Source organism: Pseudomonas sp. NFACC41-3 (assembly GCF_900109505.1).
GTDB lineage: Bacteria > Pseudomonadota > Gammaproteobacteria > Pseudomonadales > Pseudomonadaceae > Aquipseudomonas > Aquipseudomonas chlororaphis.
Map to the genome: position 1 here is coordinate 493,440 of NZ_FOAE01000006.1, position 16,991 is coordinate 510,430.

The following is a 16,991-nucleotide window of genomic DNA, read 5'->3' on the forward strand; positions in this document are numbered from 1 at the left end:
GATAAACCAGAGGTAGGCAAAAGTTACCGGCTTCGACTGCCTGCGGGGCAATCAGTTCGCCACTAAGCTCAATAGAGGCAATTAGATTAGGTTTGCCCCCTTGCCGTCTATCCCGCTGATGGCAAAGGGGCTGCATCATCGGTCAGCAGCGCGTTAGGATGGCGCGATATCGAGGGGGAGCCTCGAATCGGACAGCAGGATACGAGGATTGCTATGACGGACTTTGCCAACACCACGCCGACCACTGTCGATATCGTTCGGCGCGAGAAATGCTTCCAGGGTTTTTATCAGCTCGACCGTGTGCACCTGCGCCACGAACTGTTTGCCGGTGGCATGGGGCGCGAGATCAGTCGTGAAATCTTTGTCCGTCATGATGCTGTCTGCGTGCTGCCGTACGATCCGCAACGCGATGAAGTGGTGTTGATCGAGCAGTTTCGCGTCGGCGCCATGGGAAAAACCGCGACTCCCTGGTTGATCGAGCTGGTCGCCGGTCTGATCGACAAGGACGAGCAGCCGGAAGAAGTTGCTCACCGCGAGGCGCAGGAGGAAGCTGGACTGACATTCTCCGCGCTGTGGCCGATGATCCAGTATTTCCCGTCGCCGGGGGGCAGCACCGAGTTCGTGCATCTGTACCTGGGGCGCTGCGACAGCAGCGGTGCCGGTGGCCTGCACGGACTGGAGGAAGAGGCGGAGGATATCCGTGTGTCGGTCTGGGCTTTCGAAGACGCACTGCAGGCGGTAAGGGATGGGCGGATTTCCAACGCGGCGAGCATTATTGCCTTGCAATGGCTGGCTTTGAACCGCGTTGAAGTGAGGGGGTTATGGTCGTAAACAAAGTGCGCGATCGCTATCGGGTCGATCTCGTGGGGCTGCAAGCGTCCTGCGAGGCGAACTATGCCCGGCTGATGCGCCTGCTGCCCGACATGCGCAACCAGCCGGTGGCGCGGCGGATCGCGGTGACCCAGGGCGACCAGATGCTTGGCGTGCTGGCGCTGGAAGTGCTGCTGGCCTGCCCCTATACCACCACCCTGCAGGTGCGTCAGGAGCACAGCCTGCCCTGGCTGCCGGTGCCGCAGCTGGAGGTCCAGGTCTACCACGACGCGCGCATGGCCGAGGTCGTCAGTGCCGAGCACGCTCGGCGCTTTCGTGGCATTTATCCGTATCCGAATGCCTTCATGCACCAGCCGGACGAGAAGGCCCAGCTCAATGTGTTTCTCGGTGAATGGCTGAGCCACTGCCTGGCTTGCGGTCATGAGTTCGAGGCCGTGCGGTAGATGTGAACTGCGTCCGGTTCGCCGGTTTCCTCTTTTGAGCTTCCCCCAGCATAATTGCCCCCATTCCTCACTTCCCGTGACACGCCCTGGGAGGCCGCCTTGCCGAGCGTATCCACTCTGACCACCGACGATCCCGTGTTGCTGGTGCAGTTGTCCGACAGCCATCTGTTCGCCGAAGCGGACGGCACGCTGTTGGGTATGAATACCCGCGACAGCCTGCAGCGGGTGATCGACCTGGTGCTGGAACAGCAACCGCGGATCGACCTGATGCTGGCCACGGGCGACCTGTCCCAGGACGGTACGCTGGAGTCCTATCAGCTGTTTCGTGACATGACCCGGCAGATTCCGGCGCCGGCGCGCTGGATTCCCGGCAACCACGACGAGCCGCAAATCATGGCGCAGGCGGCGACCCAGAGTTCGTTGCTGGCACCGGTGGTGGACATCGGCAACTGGCGGATCACCCTGCTCGACTCGGCCGTACCCGGTTCGGTGCCGGGCTATCTGCAGGACGATCAATTGCAGCTGCTCGCCAGTGCCCTGAGCGAAGCCCCCGAACGCCATCACCTGATATGCCTGCACCATCATCCGGTCTCCATCGGGTGCGCCTGGATGGAGCCCATCGGGCTGCGCAATCCGCACGCGCTGTTCGCCGTGCTGGAGCGCTTTCCACAGGCGCGCGCGGTGCTCTGGGGCCATGTGCATCAGGAAATCGACCGTCAGCAGGGGCCTTTGCGCCTGCTGGCGTCGCCCTCGACCTGCATCCAGTTCGAGCCGGGCAGCGAGGATTTCAAGGTCGGCGAGACTGCGCCGGGTTATCGCTGGCTGCGCCTGCTGCCCGACGGGCGCCTGGAAACCGGTGTCGAGCGGGTCACCGGCTTCGACTTCGAGGTCGATTACGGCAGCGACGGCTACTGATTCCGGCCCGGAGCCGCAGTTGGCGGCGGCAGGACAAAGGGATACACCTGAACACAAGTCAAGCGGCGATACACCCTGTAAACTGCGCCTTTTTGCACGATGCAAAGGGAGTGCGCATGTCCGGTTCGATCCTGTATATCCACGGCTTCAACAGCGCACCGGCGTCGAAGAAAGCCAGCCAGCTGATCGCTGTCATGGAGGCGATCGGTAGCGGTGAGCAGCTGCGGGTGCCGGCCTTGAACCATCATCCACGCGAGGCCATTGGCCAGTTGGAGCAGGCGATTGCCGAACTCGGACGGCCGCTGCTGGTCGGCAGCTCTCTCGGCGGCTACTATGCGACTCACCTTGCCGAGCGTCACGGCCTGAAAGCCCTGCTGATCAACCCCGCGGTCAGTCCGCACCGGATGTTCGACGGCTTTCTGGGCACGCAGACCAACCTCTATACCGGGGAAACCTGGGAATTGACCCACGACCACGTGATGGCCCTGGCCGAGCTGGAAGTGCCGGCGCCCCAGGACCCGCAGCGGTTCCAGGTCTGGCTGCAGACAGGTGACGAGACGCTGGACTATCGCAGTGCCCAGCTGTATTACCGAGCCTGTGCCTTGCGCATCCAGGCCGGCGGCGACCATAGTTTCCAGGGTTTTGCCGGACAATTGCCGGCGTTGTTGAATTTTGCCGGCATCGGCCCGGATCAGTACCAGGCGATCGATTTCACCTCGCTGTGAACCCTCGCTTCTATTTCATTGAACGACTAACGACGAGACCCCATGGCCACTCCCAGCGCTAGCTCTTATAACGCAGACGCCATCGAAGTCCTCTCGGGCCTCGACCCGGTGCGCAAACGCCCGGGCATGTACACCGATACCACCCGGCCGAACCACCTCGCCCAGGAAGTCATCGACAACAGTGTCGACGAAGCCCTGGCGGGGCACGCGAAGTCGATCCAGGTCATCCTGCATGCCGACCATTCCCTGGAAGTGTCCGATGACGGTCGCGGCATGCCAGTGGACATTCACCCCGAAGAGGGCGTGTCCGGCGTCGAGCTGATCCTCACCAAGCTCCATGCGGGCGGCAAGTTCTCCAACAAGAACTACCAGTTCTCCGGCGGTCTGCACGGGGTGGGTATTTCCGTGGTCAACGCCTTGTCGACCCAGGTGCGGGTGCGGGTCAAGCGTGATGGCAACGAATACCAGATGACCTTCGCCGACGGCTTCAAGGCCACTGAACTGGAAGTGGTCGGCAGCGTCGGCAAGCGCAATACCGGGACCAGCGTGTATTTCGCCCCGGATCCGAAATACTTCGATTCGCCGAAATTCTCCGTCAGCCGCCTCAAGCATGTGCTCAAGGCCAAGGCCGTGTTGTGCCCGGGGTTGCTGGTCAGCTTCGAAGACAAAGGCACCGGCGAGAAGGTCGAGTGGCATTACGAAGACGGCCTGCGCTCCTATCTGGTGGACGCGGTCAGCGAATTCGAACGCCTGCCGGCCGAACCTTTCTGCGGCAGCCTGGCCGGTAACAAGGAAGCGGTGGACTGGGCCCTGCTGTGGTTGCCGGAAGGCGGCGACAGCGTGCAGGAAAGCTACGTCAACCTGATCCCGACCGCCCAGGGCGGTACCCACGTCAATGGTTTGCGCCAGGGCCTGCTGGACGCCATGCGCGAGTTCTGCGAATTCCGCAACCTGCTGCCGCGTGGCCTGAAGCTGGCACCGGAAGACGTCTGGGAGCGCATCGCCTTCGTTCTGTCGATGAAGATGCAGGACGCGCAGTTCTCCGGCCAGACCAAGGAACGCCTGTCGTCCCGCGAGGCGGCCGCCTTCGTTTCGGGCGTGGTCAAGGACGCGTTCAGCCTGTGGCTCAACGCCAACCCGGAACTGGGCATGCAACTGGCGGAGCTGGCCATCAGCAACGCCGGCCGTCGCCTCAAGGCCAGCAAGAAGGTCGAGCGCAAGCGCATTACCCAGGGCCCGGCATTGCCAGGCAAGCTGGCCGATTGCGCCGGCCAGGACCCGATGCGTTCCGAGCTGTTCCTGGTGGAAGGTGATTCCGCCGGTGGTTCGGCCAAGCAGGCGCGGGACAAGGAATTCCAGGCGATCCTGCCGCTGCGCGGCAAGATCCTCAACACCTGGGAAGTCGACGGTAGCGAAGTCCTGGCCAGCCAGGAAGTGCACAACATCGCCGTGGCCATCGGGGTCGATCCGGGCGCCGAGGACATGAGCCAGCTGCGCTACGGCAAGATCTGCATCCTCGCCGACGCCGACTCCGACGGCTTGCACATCGCGACGCTGCTCTGCGCGCTGTTCGTCCAGCATTTCCGCCCGCTGGTGGATGCCGGTCACGTCTACGTGGCGATGCCGCCGCTGTACCGTATCGACCTGGGCAAGGAGATCTACTACGCCCTCGACGAAGCCGAGCGCGATGGCATTCTCGATCGCCTGGTGGCCGAGAAGAAACGTGGCAAGCCGCAGGTCACCCGATTCAAAGGCCTGGGTGAAATGAACCCGCCGCAACTGCGCGAAACCACCATGGACCCGAACACCCGGCGCCTGGTGCAGTTGACCCTGGGTGAAGACTTCGCCGCGACCTCGGAAATGATGGACATGCTGCTGGCGAAGAAACGCGCCGGCGATCGCAAGAGCTGGCTGGAGTCCAAGGGCAACCTGGCCGAGGTTCTGGCCTGATGCGCAGAGGCTTTGCCCTGGCATTACTGCTATTGGCAACCTCGGCGATGGCCGACCCCTTGCCCGAGTTGAGGCTGCTGGCCGAGCATCCGGTGGACGGCATGCGTGGCGGCAACCTGTCGGGGCTGGCGTTGTGCGGCAAGGAGCTGTGGACGGTCTCCGACCGCGACGATGACCAGATCTATCGGCTCGATACCAGCGACCGCGTCTGGCAGGCCGAAACTGTGCGCATCGACGTGCCGCCGGTGCCGGACAGCGGTTTGCCCTGGGGCTTGAATTCGCGCACCTGGGTCGCGTCGTTCGTGCGCGGCGGCGACCTGGATTTCGAGGGCATTACCTGCGACAGCGCCGGCAACAAGTATGTGGTCAGCGAGTCCCACGCGGCAGTGTTGCAGCTGCCGCCGACGGGTTCGGCCGCCTGGCTGAAGATTTCGCCGATCATGGTGCGCGAGGCGCGGGCCAGCGTTATGTTGCTGCACTTCAATGCTTTGTTCGAAGGCCTGGCGGTCAACCCGGCCGGCGACCGGATCTGGCTGGCCGCCGAGCGCGAGCGCCGCGGGCTGCTGTTGATCAAGCGCCAGCAGAGTGTCTGGGACTGCGACGGTGGCTGTGTGCTGCTCAGCGAGGCCGGGCTGGAAATGCAGCCGCCGCAGATGCCCAAGGCCAAGGCGGTGTCCCGGGATTTCGCCGACCTGTCGCTGTTCGAGGGCAAGTTGTTCACCCTCGAGCGCAATGCGTTCCAGGTCTGTCGTCGTGATGCGTCGACGGCCAAGGTCGAGCGTTGCTGGTCGTTTGCCGCCGAGGCGTTGCAGGAAAACCGGCGTTATCCACAGGCCTATGGCCTGACCGAGGCCCTGGTGGTGGATGCCGACGGCGCCTGGATCGGTGTGGATAACAACACCGGAGCCCGTGCCGACGGTGAAAAACGCCCGATCGTCTGGCGCTTCGCCGCGCCCGAGGGTGGTTGGAGTGCCAAGTCGTGAGCCAGCAGCCACCGGGTAAACGTGCCGGGCGCGTGCTGCTGGTGCTGGCCTGGGGCGCCGGGCTGTTCCTGGCGACACGGTTTTTTGGCGAGTGGGAACAGCGTCAGGAGAACCCCAATGCTGTCGTCACTTCGCAACAACATGAGGGTTACATCGAAGTGAAACTGGTCGGCAACGGCCAGGGGCATTTCGTCGCCAGCGGCCAGATCAACGGCCAGCCGGTGAATTTCATGCTCGATACCGGAGCGACCGATGTGTCGATCCCGTCCGGGCTGGCCGAGCGTCTTGGCCTGGAGAAGGGCGCACCGGTGACCCTGAGTACCGCCAACGGTCGTAGCGAGGGTTATCGAACCCGCCTCGACCGCCTGCAACTGGGCGATATCGTCCTGCGCGATGTCCGTGCGCTGGTCGCGCCGGGCCTGGGTGGCGAGCAGGTGTTGCTGGGCATGAGCGCTTTGAAAAAACTTGAATTTACCCAGCGCGGCGGCACTTTGCTGCTGCGCCAGACAACGAACTGATGAGGCCCGCATGAGCGACTCCCTGGATCTCAGCCTGGATGGCGTAGAACGCCGATCGCTGGCTGACTTCACTGAAAATGCCTACCTCAACTACTCCATGTACGTGATCATGGACCGTGCTTTGCCGCATATCGGCGACGGCCTGAAACCGGTACAGCGGCGTATCGTCTACGCCATGAGTGAGCTGGGGCTGGATGCCGACTCCAAGCACAAGAAGTCCGCCCGTACGGTCGGTGACGTGCTGGGTAAGTTCCACCCCCACGGCGACTCAGCCTGCTACGAAGCCATGGTGCTGATGGCGCAGCCTTTCAGCTATCGCTACACGCTGGTGGACGGCCAGGGTAACTGGGGTGCGCCGGACGATCCCAAGTCCTTCGCCGCCATGCGTTACACCGAAGCGCGCCTGTCGCGTTACTCCGAAGTGCTGCTCAGCGAGCTGGGCCAGGGCACCGCGGACTGGGGGCCGAACTTCGACGGTACCCTGCAGGAGCCCCTGGTATTGCCGGCACGTTTGCCGAACATCCTGCTCAATGGCACCACCGGTATCGCCGTGGGCATGGCCACTGACGTGCCGCCGCACAACCTGCGCGAAGTCGCCACGGCCTGCGTGCGCCTGCTGGATGAGCCCAAGGCCACAGTTGAACAGCTTTGCGAGCACATTCAGGGCCCGGACTATCCGACCGAAGCGGAAATCATCACGCCGCGCGCCGACCTGCTGAAAATCTATGAAACCGGTCGCGGTTCGGTGCGCATGCGTGCCGTCTATCGCATCGAGGATGGCGACATCATCGTCACCGCGCTGCCGCACCAGGTGTCCGGCGCCAAGGTGCTGGAACAGATCGCCGCGCAGATGCAGGCCAAGAAGCTGCCGATGGTCGCCGACCTGCGCGACGAGTCGGACCACGAGCACCCATGTCGGATCGTGATCATTCCGCGTTCCAACCGGGTCGATCCCGACGAGCTGATGCAGCATCTGTTCGCCACCACCGAGCTGGAATCCAGCTACCGGGTCAACGTCAACATCATCGGCCTGGACGGCAAGCCGCAACTGAAGAACCTGCGCGCCCTGCTGGTGGAATGGCTGGAGTTCCGCGTACTGACGGTGCGCCGCCGCCTGCAGTTCCGCCTGGACAAGGTCGAGCGCCGCCTGCACCTGTTGGACGGCTTGCTGATCGCCTACCTCAACCTGGATGAAGTGATCCACATCATTCGTACCGAGGACCAGCCGCGGGCCAAGTTGATCGAGCGTTTCGCCCTGAGCGAAGTGCAGGCCGACTACATCCTCGATACCCGCCTGCGTCAGTTGGCGCGGCTGGAAGAGATGAAGCTGCGCGCCGAGCAGGACGAGCTGCTCAAGGAGCAGGCCAAGCTGCAAGCCTTGCTCAACAGCGAAGCCAAGCTGAAGAAGCTGGTGCGCACCGAATTGCTGCAGGACGCTGAAACCTACGGCGACGACCGTCGTTCGCCGATCGTCGAGCGCGCCGAGGCCAAGGCCTTGTCGGAAAACGAGCTGATGCCGACCGAGCCGGTCACCATCGTTCTGTCGGAAAAAGGTTGGGTACGCTGCGCCAAAGGGCATGATATCGACGCCACGGGGTTGTCCTACAAGGCCGGCGACGGCTTCAAGACCTCGGCCATCGGGCGCTCCAACCAGTTCGCGGTGTTTATCGACTCCACCGGGCGCAGTTATTCGGTGGCGGCGCATACGCTGCCATCGGCCCGTGGCCAGGGCGAGCCGCTGACCGGACGCCTGACGCCGCCGCCTGGGGCCAGTTTCGAATGCGTACTGCTGCCGGACGACGAGGCGCTGTACGTGATCGCCTCCGACGCGGGTTACGGCTTCGTGGTCAAGGGCGAGGATCTGCAAGCCAAGAACAAGGCCGGCAAGGCGTTGTTGAGCCTGCCGAACAACGCCAAGGTGCTGTTGCCGCGGCCGGTGAGCGATCGTGAACAGAACTGGCTGGCTTCGGTGACCACCGAAGGGCGTTTGCTGGTGTTCAAGATCAGCGACCTGCCGCAGCTGGGCAAAGGCAAGGGCAACAAGATCATCGGGATTCCGGGTGAGCGAGTGGCCAGCCGCGAGGAGTACGTGACCGATATCGCGGTACTGCCGGAAGGCGCGACACTGGTGCTGCAGGCCGGAAAACGCACCCTGTCGCTCAAGGCCGATGACCTCGAACATTACAAGGGCGAGCGCGGTCGCCGGGGGAACAAACTGCCACGGGGCTTCCAGCGAGTGGATGCGTTGTTGGTAGAAACTCTCAATTGATGCGGGTTAGAGCGTCCGATCTGCGATTTAACCGGTAGATCGGCGCTACAACACTGGAGTCATGGCGCATATTCACGGATGATATGCGCTTTCAAGCGCCGGCGTGGCTGAGCGTTATTCAGGGTTATTTTGAGTATTTACACTGTGGCTAGCCTTGTGGCCGCCACCTGGATGGGATGATGACTGCTCTGCGCCTTCCTCTTGTTTTCTTGCTCGCTGGCGTTCTTGGCCTGGCGGGTTGCAGCGTACACCAGCCGGTGTCGCTGTATCAGCTGGACAGCGGAAGTCCAGCTCAACCGGCACAAAGCGCCGGCATGGCCGTATTGCTGGGGCCGGTACTGGTTGCCGACTACCTGCAACGTGAAACCTTGCTGCAACGTCAGAACGACGGCAGCCTGCAGGCTTCGACCGACGGTCGCTGGGCCGGCAGCCTGTCTTCCGATATCGATCAGTTGCTGTTGCGTCAGGTCGCCGGCCAGCTGGACAGCCAGCGTGTAGTGCTGGCGCCGGCGAGCACCGGTTTCACTCCGGATGTGCAGGTGTTGCTGTCGATCACTCGCCTGGATTCGGGCGCCTCGCAACCGGCGGTTCTCGATGCGCAATGGCGCCTGATCGATCGTCGTGGGCAGGTTCGCGACAACCGTATCGTTCATCTGCAGGAGCAGCATGCGGGTACCACCGCGTCCCAGGTCCAGGCCCAGGGTGTATTGCTGCAACGCCTGGCCGAGCAGCTCTCGGGTGCCCTCAAGCCGCTGGCCAACCAGCCTACGGTAGCCGAGGTACCCCGCAAGGCGGCGCCTGCGCCGGCGGCAAAGCCGGCCGAGCAGGAGAAGCAGCCGAAGATTCCAATGGCCACGCCTATCCGCACGGATATGGAAGTGTTCCGCTTCTGAGTGTTGTGCTTCCAGGACAAAGCCCGCTGATCAGCGGGCTTTGTCGTTTCTGGGGGGCAGGTTGAGCCTGAGGTAATGGTGCGCCCTTGATGGAGTATCGCGAGCAAGCTCGCTCCTGCAGAGGGGCGACTGGCTTGCTCGCGACGACTGTGCCGCAGCCACAAAAAAGCCCGCATCGCTGCGGGCTTTTTGTTGGGCGGCTGGCTTACAGCTTGGCGCGGGTCTCGTGCATCCGCGCCAGTTGCCGTTCCAGCATCGATGGGTAGGGCTCCATCAGGCGTTCGACGCAGCAGGCGCCTTCCGGGCTGGCGATCGGACGGATGCGCGCGCGCTGACGAATCAGGGCGTCATCGTTGATCTTGCGCTCGACCAGCAGCAGGTTGCGGCTGTGCTGGGACAGCGCCAGGGCGTCCTGGGCGGTCTCGGTCAGCAGCAGGTCGATCTGGCTCAGGCCGAACAGCTCTTCGCCAAGGGTCAGGCCCAGTTGCAGCTGCAGGGTGATGCCGCTGTCGGCCACTTCGATTTGCAGGGCGTGGCCCAGGGCACGCAGCAACTCGCCACAGCAGATGGCGTTGGTCAGGTAGTCGTCGCCGCTGTCTTCGCTGTGGAACAGCATCAGCGTGCTGCCGTCGTTCAGGGTATGCAGTTCGCTCTGGTATAGCGAGGCGGCCTGGTCGAGGCAGTCGCGATAACGTTCCAGCAATTCCGTCAGGCGGGCGCGTGGCAAGCGGCGCAGTTGCTCCTGGGCGCCCAGTTGCACGGCCAGGACCGCGCTGTGCTGCGGCTGTGCCGGTACCGTGGGTTTCACGATCGGCTTGGCAGCGGTCGCGGTGGCCGAGCTGTCGCGAAGATCGGCGAACGGGTCTTCATCGTCGGCCAGGTCTTCTTCGGCATTGACCACGTGCCGTGGCGCGGGCTTGAGGCCGGCCACCGGAGCACTTTCATCGAAGCTCGGGTCACGCAGGTTGCGCACCTCGAAGGTCGGTTCCGCGTCTTCGCTGTCGTCGTAGTCGGTATCGTCGAGCTCGGCTTGCGGTTCGGGTTCCGGCTCGACCTTCTCTGGCGCGAAGCTGGCGTGCAGCTGGCGCGCCAGGTCGCCGATCTCGTCCTGGCGCTGGGTGGCCGGGGTGTTCTCGTCGATATCCCGCAGCCAGACCCGCAGTTGCATCAGCGGTGTGGAGATGTGCCGTCCCAGGCGCAGGCTCAAGGCCAGGGCCAAAGCCAGCAGGATCGCGCTGAGAATGCCCATGCTCTGCAGGCTGATGGTCATCGGCTGCTGGAATTGTTCCATGTCCAGGCTGATGCGCAGGTTGCCCGCGGTCACGTCCTGGAAGGTGATCTTGGTCTGGTAGACGCCTTCGGTTTCACCCAGCAGGCTGCTTTTCGGGCGCTGACCGGCTTCGGCGAGGATGCGGTTGTCCACGCTGTAGATCGCCGCATGGGCAACCAGCGGGTTCTTGGTCAGGTTATTCAGCAGCACGTTGAGGCTGAGGATGTCGTTGGACACCAACAGCTCGGTGGCCGAGGTCGCGGTCTGGGTGGTCAGGCTCTGACCCAGGGCGTCGGCTTGTTCGTGCATGGCCTGCTTGAACTGCAGGCCCATCACGCAGGCATAGATCACCAGGGCCAGGGCGACCAGGATCACGTTATGGCTGGCAATGCGCAATGCAATCGGTACACGGCGGTGACGCAGTGCACGGAAGATCAGCAGGAAGAAGTTATCGGTTTTAACTGGCGTGGGCCGGTTCACTGAGCTCGGCTCTTTTGTCCGTGAAGTTGAGGCGCAGTATAGCGACAGGCCCTAGACCGGCAAAGCGCTGGCTGTGCCCGATGGTCACTGAAAGTGGGTAGAATGCGTTTTTTTTCCACCTGCGGGGGTGCGCCTTGCGCGAAATCGTCCTGATAAACATCACTGGTGAAGACCGTCCGGGTCTCACTGCGGCCATTACCGGTGTTCTGGCCCAGGGTGGTGTGAACATTCTCGACATCGGTCAGGCGGTGATTCACGACACTCTGTCGTTCGGCATCCTGGTTGAAATTCCGGACAACGAGCAGAGTTCGTCGGTGCTCAAGGACATTCTGTTCACCGCCTATGAGCTGGACCAGCAGGTCCGTTTCACGCCGGTTTCCGAAGAGGATTACCAGCAGTGGGTCGGCGGTCAGGGCAAGAAGCGCCATATCGTCACCTTGCTGACCCGCAAGGTCACGGCCGAGCAGTTGCAGCGCGTCAGTTCGATCACCGCCAAGTACGGCTTGAACATCGACCACATCGATCGCCTCTCCGGGCGCATGCCGCTGGACACCCCGGCCGACAAGGGCAAGGGTTGCATCGAGTTCTCCGTGCGGGGCGAAGCGGCCGATCCGCAGGCATTGCGTGCCGAGTTCCTCAGCGTCGCCCAGGAGCTGAACGTCGATATCGCCTTCCAGGAAGACTCGCTGTTCCGTCGCAACCGCCGCCTGGCGGTGTTCGACATGGACTCGACGCTGATCGAGGCGGAAGTCATCGACGAACTGGCCAAGGCGGCCGGCGTGGGTGACCGCGTGGCGGAAATCACCGAGCGGGCCATGGCCGGCGAGCTGGATTTCCGTGCCAGCTTCAAGGAACGCCTGGCCTTGCTCCAGGGCCTGGACATCAAGGTGCTGGACTCCATCGGCGCATCGCTGCGCCTGACCGAGGGTGCCGAGACCCTGTTCGCCGAACTCAAGCGCCTGGGCTACAAGACTGCGATCCTCTCGGGTGGCTTCACCTACTTCGCCAAGCAACTGCAGGCCAAGCTGGGGATCGACTACGTATTCGCCAACGAGCTGGAAGTGGTCGACGGCAAGGTGACCGGTGTCGCGGTCGAGCCGATTGTCGACGCCCAGCGCAAGGCCGATCTGCTGCGCGAGCTGGCCGCCAAGGAAGGGTTGCGCCTGGAGCAGACCATCGCGGTCGGTGACGGCGCCAACGACCTGCCGATGCTGGCGATTGCCGGCCTGGGCGTGGCCTTCCGCGCCAAGCCGCTGGTCAAGCAGTCGGCCAAGCAGGCGATTTCCACCCTGGGCCTGGATGGGGTGCTTTATCTGCTGGGTTTCCGCGATCGCGACGGCCAGCTCTGAGCCGAATCCAAGGCAAAAAAAACGCCGCGATCCGCGGCGTTTTTTTATGTCCGGCTTTTTATGCCCAAGGCTCAGGACTTGGCCAGGCCGATGCCCTGGCCCATCTGCACCGGCGAGCCGGCCGCCAGTTCTTCGGCCCACTGCACTTGCTCTGGCCCGAACAGCACGATCGCGGTGGAACCCAGCTTGAAACGGCCCAACTCGGCGCCTTTTTCCAGGTGGATCGGCGCGCGGGCGGCTTCGTCGTAGCGCACGGTCTTCAGTTCGCGCTTGGGCGGAGTCACCAGGCCGGCCCAGACGGTTTCGATCGAGGCCACGATCATCGCGCCCACCAATACCACGGCCATCGGGCCGCGCTCGGTATCGAAAACGCATACCACGCGCTCGTTGCGGGCGAACAGTTCCGGCACGTTTTCCGCGGTGGTCTGGTTGACCGAGAAGATCCGTCCCGGCACGTAGACCATTTCCCGCAGGGTGCCGGCCAGTGGCATGTGCACGCGGTGATAGTCCTTCGGCGACAGGTAGATGGTGGCGAAATCGCCGCCCATGAACGGGGCTGCCAGGGCCGAGTCGCCACCCAGCAGTTCCAGCACGCTGAAGCTGTGGCCCTTGGCCTGGAATACCCGACCGTGCTCGATCGGGCCAAGTTGGCTGACCGCGCCGTCGGCTGGGCTGAGGATCGCGCCCGGGGTCTGGTCCAGCGGGCGGGCACCGTCTTTCAACGCGCGGGTGAAGAAGGCGTTGAAGTGCTCATAGGCGGTCAGGTCTTCCACCAGCGCTTGAGACATGTCCACCTGATAACGCTTGGCGAACCAGGCGGTGAAGGCATTCTTGAACCAGCGCACGCGGCACTCGGCAATGCAGCCGGCCAGGCGCGACAGCAGGTGGTGAGGCAGCAGGTACTGGCTGAGGATAAACAAACGCTTTTTCATTAACTGTCCTTAAAACCTTAAATCTCTACGGGCGTGTCAGGGTGGTTGCCCCATTCGCCCCAGGAACCGGCATAGCCTTTGACTCGCGGATAACCGAGCGCCTTGGCCACCAGATAGGTGAAGCCAGAGCGATGGTGAGTCTGGCAGTGGGTGATCACTTCTTTGTCTTTGCTGATGCCGAGCTGTTCGAGGATCTGCGGCATGTCGCTGCGGATCCGCAGGTTGCGCGCCGGGTCCATGCCTGCCGTCCACTCGAAGTTGATCGCGCCGGGAATGTGCCCACCCTTGGCGGCGAGAACTTTCTCCCCCGAGTACTCCAGGGGGCCGCGGGCATCCCAGATCGCCAGGTCGGCCGCGCCAAGACGGCTTTGCAGGTATTCGCGGGTGGCGGTCGGCTCGTCGTGCAGGGTCAGGGCGACAGGGCCGCCGACGGCCGTCGGGACTTCGTTCGAGACCGGCAGGCCGTCTGCCAGCCAGGCCAGCAGCCCGCCGTCCAGGTAGTGGTAACGGGAGTGGCCGATGACATCCAGCAGCCAGATGAACCGTCCGGCCCAGCCGCCGCCTTCGTCGTCGTAGACCACGTAGACCGCGTCCGGGTTATGCCCCAGTTCGCCGAACAGGGCTTCAAGGGCTGCCTGTGGCGGCATCAGCCCTGGCGCCGGTGCCTGACCGAGCTGAGTACGCTTGGGGTCGACGAAGTGCGCGCCGGGGATATGGCCCGCGGCATAGCGGGCGGCGCTGGTCAGGTCCACCAGAATCAGTTCGCGGGCGTCGAGGCGAGGGAGCAGGTCGCTCGGCTCGATCACCAGCGGCAAGCCAGAGAAGTCAGGCATGTGAGGTCTCCAGGGCACAAAGGGAGGGATTGTAGCGCAAGCGTCAGCGGCTGCGGTTGGTAAAGCTGTGCAGGGCCTTTTCGATGCACTGCGCGGTCTTGCCGAACCCCTGTACGGAGATTTCCGAGAAGGGTTGGCCGCCCTGGTCGGCGACGATCAGCATGATCACCCGGCCATTGCTGGGCACCGAGCGCATCAGCAGGTGCTCGCCACGAAACAGCGTGCGCAGGCTGGCGGGCAGGCGGGCGGAGAACTGGGCGTTGTTGGTCGGCGTCAGGCGCACTTGCGCCGGAGCGTCCAGCAGCCTTTGCAGCACGCTGCTCTGGTTGATCGTCAATGCCAGGTTCATGGCGGGCGCAGGCAGCCCGGCGATCTGATGCACGCGCAACTGGGTCCGCGTGCGGTCGACCATCAGCAGCATCACCCGGCGCATGCCGCACGCCACCAGGGCGTCGCGGGCAAAGGTGGTCAGGTGCATGGCATTGCTGAAGCGGCTGGGTTCCACCAGCAATTCGCTGCATTGCTTGCGCCACTTGGCCAGGTCTTCTGCGGTTGGTGCGGGAACCGGGAGCTCGCCGCGATGCACGCGCCGGGCCTCCCAGGGCCAGAGCAGCGCCTCGGCGGGATGCCACAGGTCGGGCATGCGGTGATGCCGGGCACTCTGCGCGGCTTGCTGGTGCAACTGTTGTTGCAGTTCGTCCATTGGCATTTGCAGATACAGGCTGGTCAGGTATTGCCAGCGCATGCAGTGCGGGCCGGTCCAGGACTCTTGCGCCGACAGGGCCAGGGCGTTGGCCAGCAGCACGCTGTTGGCCGGCTGGTTCAGCCAGCGCTGCAGGGCCGGATCGGCATCCAGGCATTGTCGCTGGTGCAACGGGTGGGCGTTGTCCCGGGCGATATGCAGTGCCTTGACCAATTGCTCCTGCTCGTCGATCAGCAGGCGGTAGCCTTGCTGTACCCAGATCGGCAAGTGCCAGACCTCGACCAGGGCCTGGCCCAACTGAAGCAGGCCGACGCCGAACAGTTCCTGCTCGACCTCCTGGGCCGGTTCGGCTTTATGGACGACACGCAGCTCCCACTCTTCGAGCAGTTTTGGATAGGTCAGCGCCAAGGGCCACAGCGGCGAGAGAAACAGCAGGCTGCCCCAGTGAATGTCCTGCCAGAGCCTGGCCAGGCGCCCGGCGAAAAAGCCGTTGGCCTGTTGGGTCGCGTGCTGGCTGATCAGTTGCAACTGGCGCAGTCCGACCGGGATCTCCTCCTCGGGCTGGGCGGGCAGGCGGGCGAGCAACTCTTCGGTGCGCGCGAGGCCCAGGCGGTTGAGGGCGACCTCGAGGTTCTCGGCCGGCTCGCTCATGCTGCCGTGGGTGTGGCGATTGGCTTCGCGAATCACGCTCAAGGCCAGCGCGGGGCTGTCCTGCATCAGGTCGGCAATGTCGCGCAACGAGCTGCGATTGTCCCTGATGGCTTTGCAGACCCGGTCATGGCTGGCCTGCGGTACCGGCAGGCGGACCGCGTCAAGCAGCTTTATCCAGGATTCGAGGGAGTGGGGGGCGGTAGTTGGGACTGTCGTTTCATTAGACATGGCTGGGCGCAATCATCGTCTGCTGTAAACACGCCCAGAGCGGGCCAAACTGGCTTTTCGCCTTAACGGCCTATAGTCTGGCGCAGTTTTGCCGATAAGTAGAAGAAGAGTTTTAAGAACTTCCGAATATGACCTTGAACCCGACTCAGTAAGTACCTTCCTACCTATGGCTAAAATTATCGGCATCATCGTCGTGTTCGCGAGCGTGCTCGGCGGATACGTGCTTTCTCACGGCAAGATTGCCGCCCTGATCCAGCCTTTCGAGGTCTTGATTATCGGCGGCGCCGCGCTGGGGGCGTTCCTGCAGGCGAACCCTGGCTACATGACCATGCACGTGCTCAAGAAGTCCTTGGGGATGTTCGGTTCGCGTTTTTCCCAGACCTTCTACCTGGAAGTGCTGGGCCTGATCTACGAGATCCTCAACAAGAGCCGCCGCGAAGGCATGATGGCGATCGAGGGCGATATTGAAGACGCCGCCGCCAGCCCGATTTTCGCCAAGTACCCATCCGTGCTCAAAGACGAGCGCATGACCGCGTTCATCTGTGACTACCTGCGCATCATGTCCTCCGGCAACATGGCTCCCCACGAGCTGGAAGGCCTGTTCGACATGGAGCTGTTCAGCCTCAAGGAAGACCTCGAACATCCGTCCCATGCGGTCAACGGTATCGCCGACGGCATGCCGGGTTTCGGTATCGTTGCGGCGGTACTGGGTATCGTGGTGACTATGGCATCCCTGGGCGATGGCGACCAGAAGTCCATCGGCTTGCACGTAGGTGCGGCACTGGTCGGTACCTTCTTCGGTATTCTCGCGGCCTATGGCTTCTTCGGCCCGCTGGCCCACTCCCTGGCCCACGACGCCAAGGAAGAGCTGAACGTCTACGAAGCCATCAAGGCCTCCCTGGTGGCCTCGGCTTCCGGCATGCCGCCCTCGCTGGCTGTGGAGTTCGGGCGCAAGGTCCTGTACCCGGCGCACCGTCCGAGCTTCGCCGAGCTGGAACAAGCGGTTCGCGGTCGCTAA

Annotated in this window: 15 protein-coding genes; 11 read left to right on the plus strand and 4 right to left on the minus strand. The window is 63.3% G+C overall.

Annotated features, from left to right (window positions below; all coding sequences use genetic code 11):
- Positions 1 to 213: 213 nt before the first annotated feature.
- From BMY68_RS26765 to BMY68_RS26805, 9 genes are all read left to right on the plus strand, one after another.
- On the plus strand, positions 214 to 831 hold the full coding sequence (locus BMY68_RS26765; RefSeq protein ID WP_007921427.1) for an NUDIX domain-containing protein: 618 nt from the start codon (positions 214 to 216) through the stop codon (positions 829 to 831).
- On the plus strand, positions 822 to 1,274 hold the full coding sequence (locus tag BMY68_RS26770) for a DUF1249 domain-containing protein (protein ID WP_009041887.1): 453 nt from the start codon (positions 822 to 824) through the stop codon (positions 1,272 to 1,274). Before BMY68_RS26765 ends, BMY68_RS26770 begins: the two co-directional genes overlap by 10 nt.
- 99 nt (positions 1,275 to 1,373) lie before the next feature.
- A complete protein-coding gene (cpdA, locus tag BMY68_RS26775; protein ID WP_085533607.1) occupies positions 1,374 to 2,189 on the plus strand; it encodes a 3',5'-cyclic-AMP phosphodiesterase in 816 nt (271 codons plus the stop codon).
- Positions 2,190 to 2,305: 116 nt separating this feature from the next.
- Complete coding sequence (locus tag BMY68_RS26780; RefSeq protein WP_085533608.1) at positions 2,306 to 2,914, plus strand: YqiA/YcfP family alpha/beta fold hydrolase; 609 nt, start codon at positions 2,306 to 2,308, stop codon at positions 2,912 to 2,914.
- Positions 2,915 to 2,956: 42 nt separating this feature from the next.
- Positions 2,957 to 4,864, plus strand: a complete 1,908-nt coding sequence (gene parE, locus BMY68_RS26785) for a DNA topoisomerase IV subunit B (protein ID WP_009041889.1) — start codon at positions 2,957 to 2,959, stop codon at positions 4,862 to 4,864.
- Entirely contained in the window at positions 4,864 to 5,847 is a 984-nt protein-coding gene (locus BMY68_RS26790) for an esterase-like activity of phytase family protein (protein WP_085533610.1), read from the plus strand. The genes parE and BMY68_RS26790 overlap by 1 nt, the downstream gene beginning before the upstream one ends.
- Positions 5,844 to 6,365 (plus strand): retropepsin-like aspartic protease family protein, encoded by a 522-nt coding sequence (locus tag BMY68_RS26795; protein ID WP_062823852.1) that lies wholly within the window; start codon positions 5,844 to 5,846, stop codon positions 6,363 to 6,365. Before BMY68_RS26790 ends, BMY68_RS26795 begins: the two co-directional genes overlap by 4 nt.
- A gap of 10 nt (positions 6,366 to 6,375) precedes the next feature.
- The gene (parC, locus tag BMY68_RS26800) at positions 6,376 to 8,634 is read left to right on the plus strand and encodes a DNA topoisomerase IV subunit A (RefSeq protein WP_009041892.1); all 2,259 of its coding nucleotides are present in this window, start codon (positions 6,376 to 6,378) and stop codon (positions 8,632 to 8,634) included.
- A gap of 179 nt (positions 8,635 to 8,813) precedes the next feature.
- Positions 8,814 to 9,527 (plus strand): PqiC family protein, encoded by a 714-nt coding sequence (locus tag BMY68_RS26805; RefSeq protein ID WP_007921414.1) that lies wholly within the window; start codon positions 8,814 to 8,816, stop codon positions 9,525 to 9,527.
- 205 nt (positions 9,528 to 9,732) lie between these two features.
- Here BMY68_RS26805 and BMY68_RS26810 read toward each other — a convergent pair whose 3' ends face one another.
- On the minus strand, positions 9,733 to 11,277 hold the full coding sequence (locus tag BMY68_RS26810) for an AhpA/YtjB family protein (RefSeq protein ID WP_085533612.1): 1,545 nt from the start codon (positions 11,275 to 11,277) through the stop codon (positions 9,733 to 9,735).
- A 134-nt stretch (positions 11,278 to 11,411) separates the two neighbouring features.
- On the opposite strand from BMY68_RS26810, the gene serB reads away from it, so the two are divergent.
- On the plus strand, positions 11,412 to 12,626 hold the full coding sequence (gene serB, locus BMY68_RS26815) for a phosphoserine phosphatase SerB (RefSeq protein WP_009041895.1): 1,215 nt from the start codon (positions 11,412 to 11,414) through the stop codon (positions 12,624 to 12,626).
- A 71-nt stretch (positions 12,627 to 12,697) separates the two neighbouring features.
- On the opposite strand, the gene asd is transcribed toward serB, so the two are convergent.
- From asd to BMY68_RS26830, 3 genes are read right to left on the minus strand one after another with little or no spacing between them, the layout of a single operon-like run.
- Entirely contained in the window at positions 12,698 to 13,558 is an 861-nt protein-coding gene (gene asd, locus BMY68_RS26820; RefSeq protein ID WP_009041896.1) for an archaetidylserine decarboxylase, read from the minus strand.
- A gap of 17 nt (positions 13,559 to 13,575) precedes the next feature.
- Positions 13,576 to 14,391, minus strand: coding sequence for a thiosulfate sulfurtransferase (gene rhdA, locus BMY68_RS26825; RefSeq protein WP_085533614.1), 816 nt, complete (start codon positions 14,389 to 14,391; stop codon positions 13,576 to 13,578).
- Positions 14,392 to 14,434: 43 nt separating this feature from the next.
- A complete protein-coding gene (locus BMY68_RS26830) occupies positions 14,435 to 15,973 on the minus strand; it encodes an HDOD domain-containing protein (protein WP_085533616.1) in 1,539 nt (512 codons plus the stop codon).
- A gap of 166 nt (positions 15,974 to 16,139) precedes the next feature.
- Between BMY68_RS26830 and motA the strand changes: the two genes are divergently transcribed.
- Positions 16,140 to 16,991, plus strand: coding sequence for a flagellar motor stator protein MotA (motA, locus tag BMY68_RS26835; RefSeq protein ID WP_007921402.1), 852 nt, complete (start codon positions 16,140 to 16,142; stop codon positions 16,989 to 16,991).

Excerpts from the sequence above, each read along its gene's own strand:
- BMY68_RS26765 (WP_007921427.1), top strand. The coding sequence starts at position 214 with ATGACGGACTTTGCCAACACCACGCCGACCACTGTCGATATCGTTCGG.
- BMY68_RS26770 (WP_009041887.1), top strand. The coding sequence starts at position 822 with ATGGTCGTAAACAAAGTGCGCGATCGCTATCGGGTCGATCTCGTGGGG.
- BMY68_RS26780 (WP_085533608.1), top strand. The coding sequence starts at position 2,306 with ATGTCCGGTTCGATCCTGTATATCCACGGCTTCAACAGCGCACCGGCG.
- parE (WP_009041889.1), top strand. The coding sequence starts at position 2,957 with ATGGCCACTCCCAGCGCTAGCTCTTATAACGCAGACGCCATCGAAGTC.
- BMY68_RS26790 (WP_085533610.1), top strand. The coding sequence starts at position 4,864 with ATGCGCAGAGGCTTTGCCCTGGCATTACTGCTATTGGCAACCTCGGCG.
- parC (WP_009041892.1), top strand. The coding sequence starts at position 6,376 with ATGAGCGACTCCCTGGATCTCAGCCTGGATGGCGTAGAACGCCGATCG.
- BMY68_RS26805 (WP_007921414.1), top strand. The coding sequence starts at position 8,814 with ATGACTGCTCTGCGCCTTCCTCTTGTTTTCTTGCTCGCTGGCGTTCTT.
- asd (WP_009041896.1), bottom strand. The coding sequence starts at position 13,558 with ATGAAAAAGCGTTTGTTTATCCTCAGCCAGTACCTGCTGCCTCACCAC.
- rhdA (WP_085533614.1), bottom strand. The coding sequence starts at position 14,391 with ATGCCTGACTTCTCTGGCTTGCCGCTGGTGATCGAGCCGAGCGACCTG.
- BMY68_RS26830 (WP_085533616.1), bottom strand. The coding sequence starts at position 15,973 with ATGTCTAATGAAACGACAGTCCCAACTACCGCCCCCCACTCCCTCGAA.
- motA (WP_007921402.1), top strand. The coding sequence starts at position 16,140 with ATGGCTAAAATTATCGGCATCATCGTCGTGTTCGCGAGCGTGCTCGGC.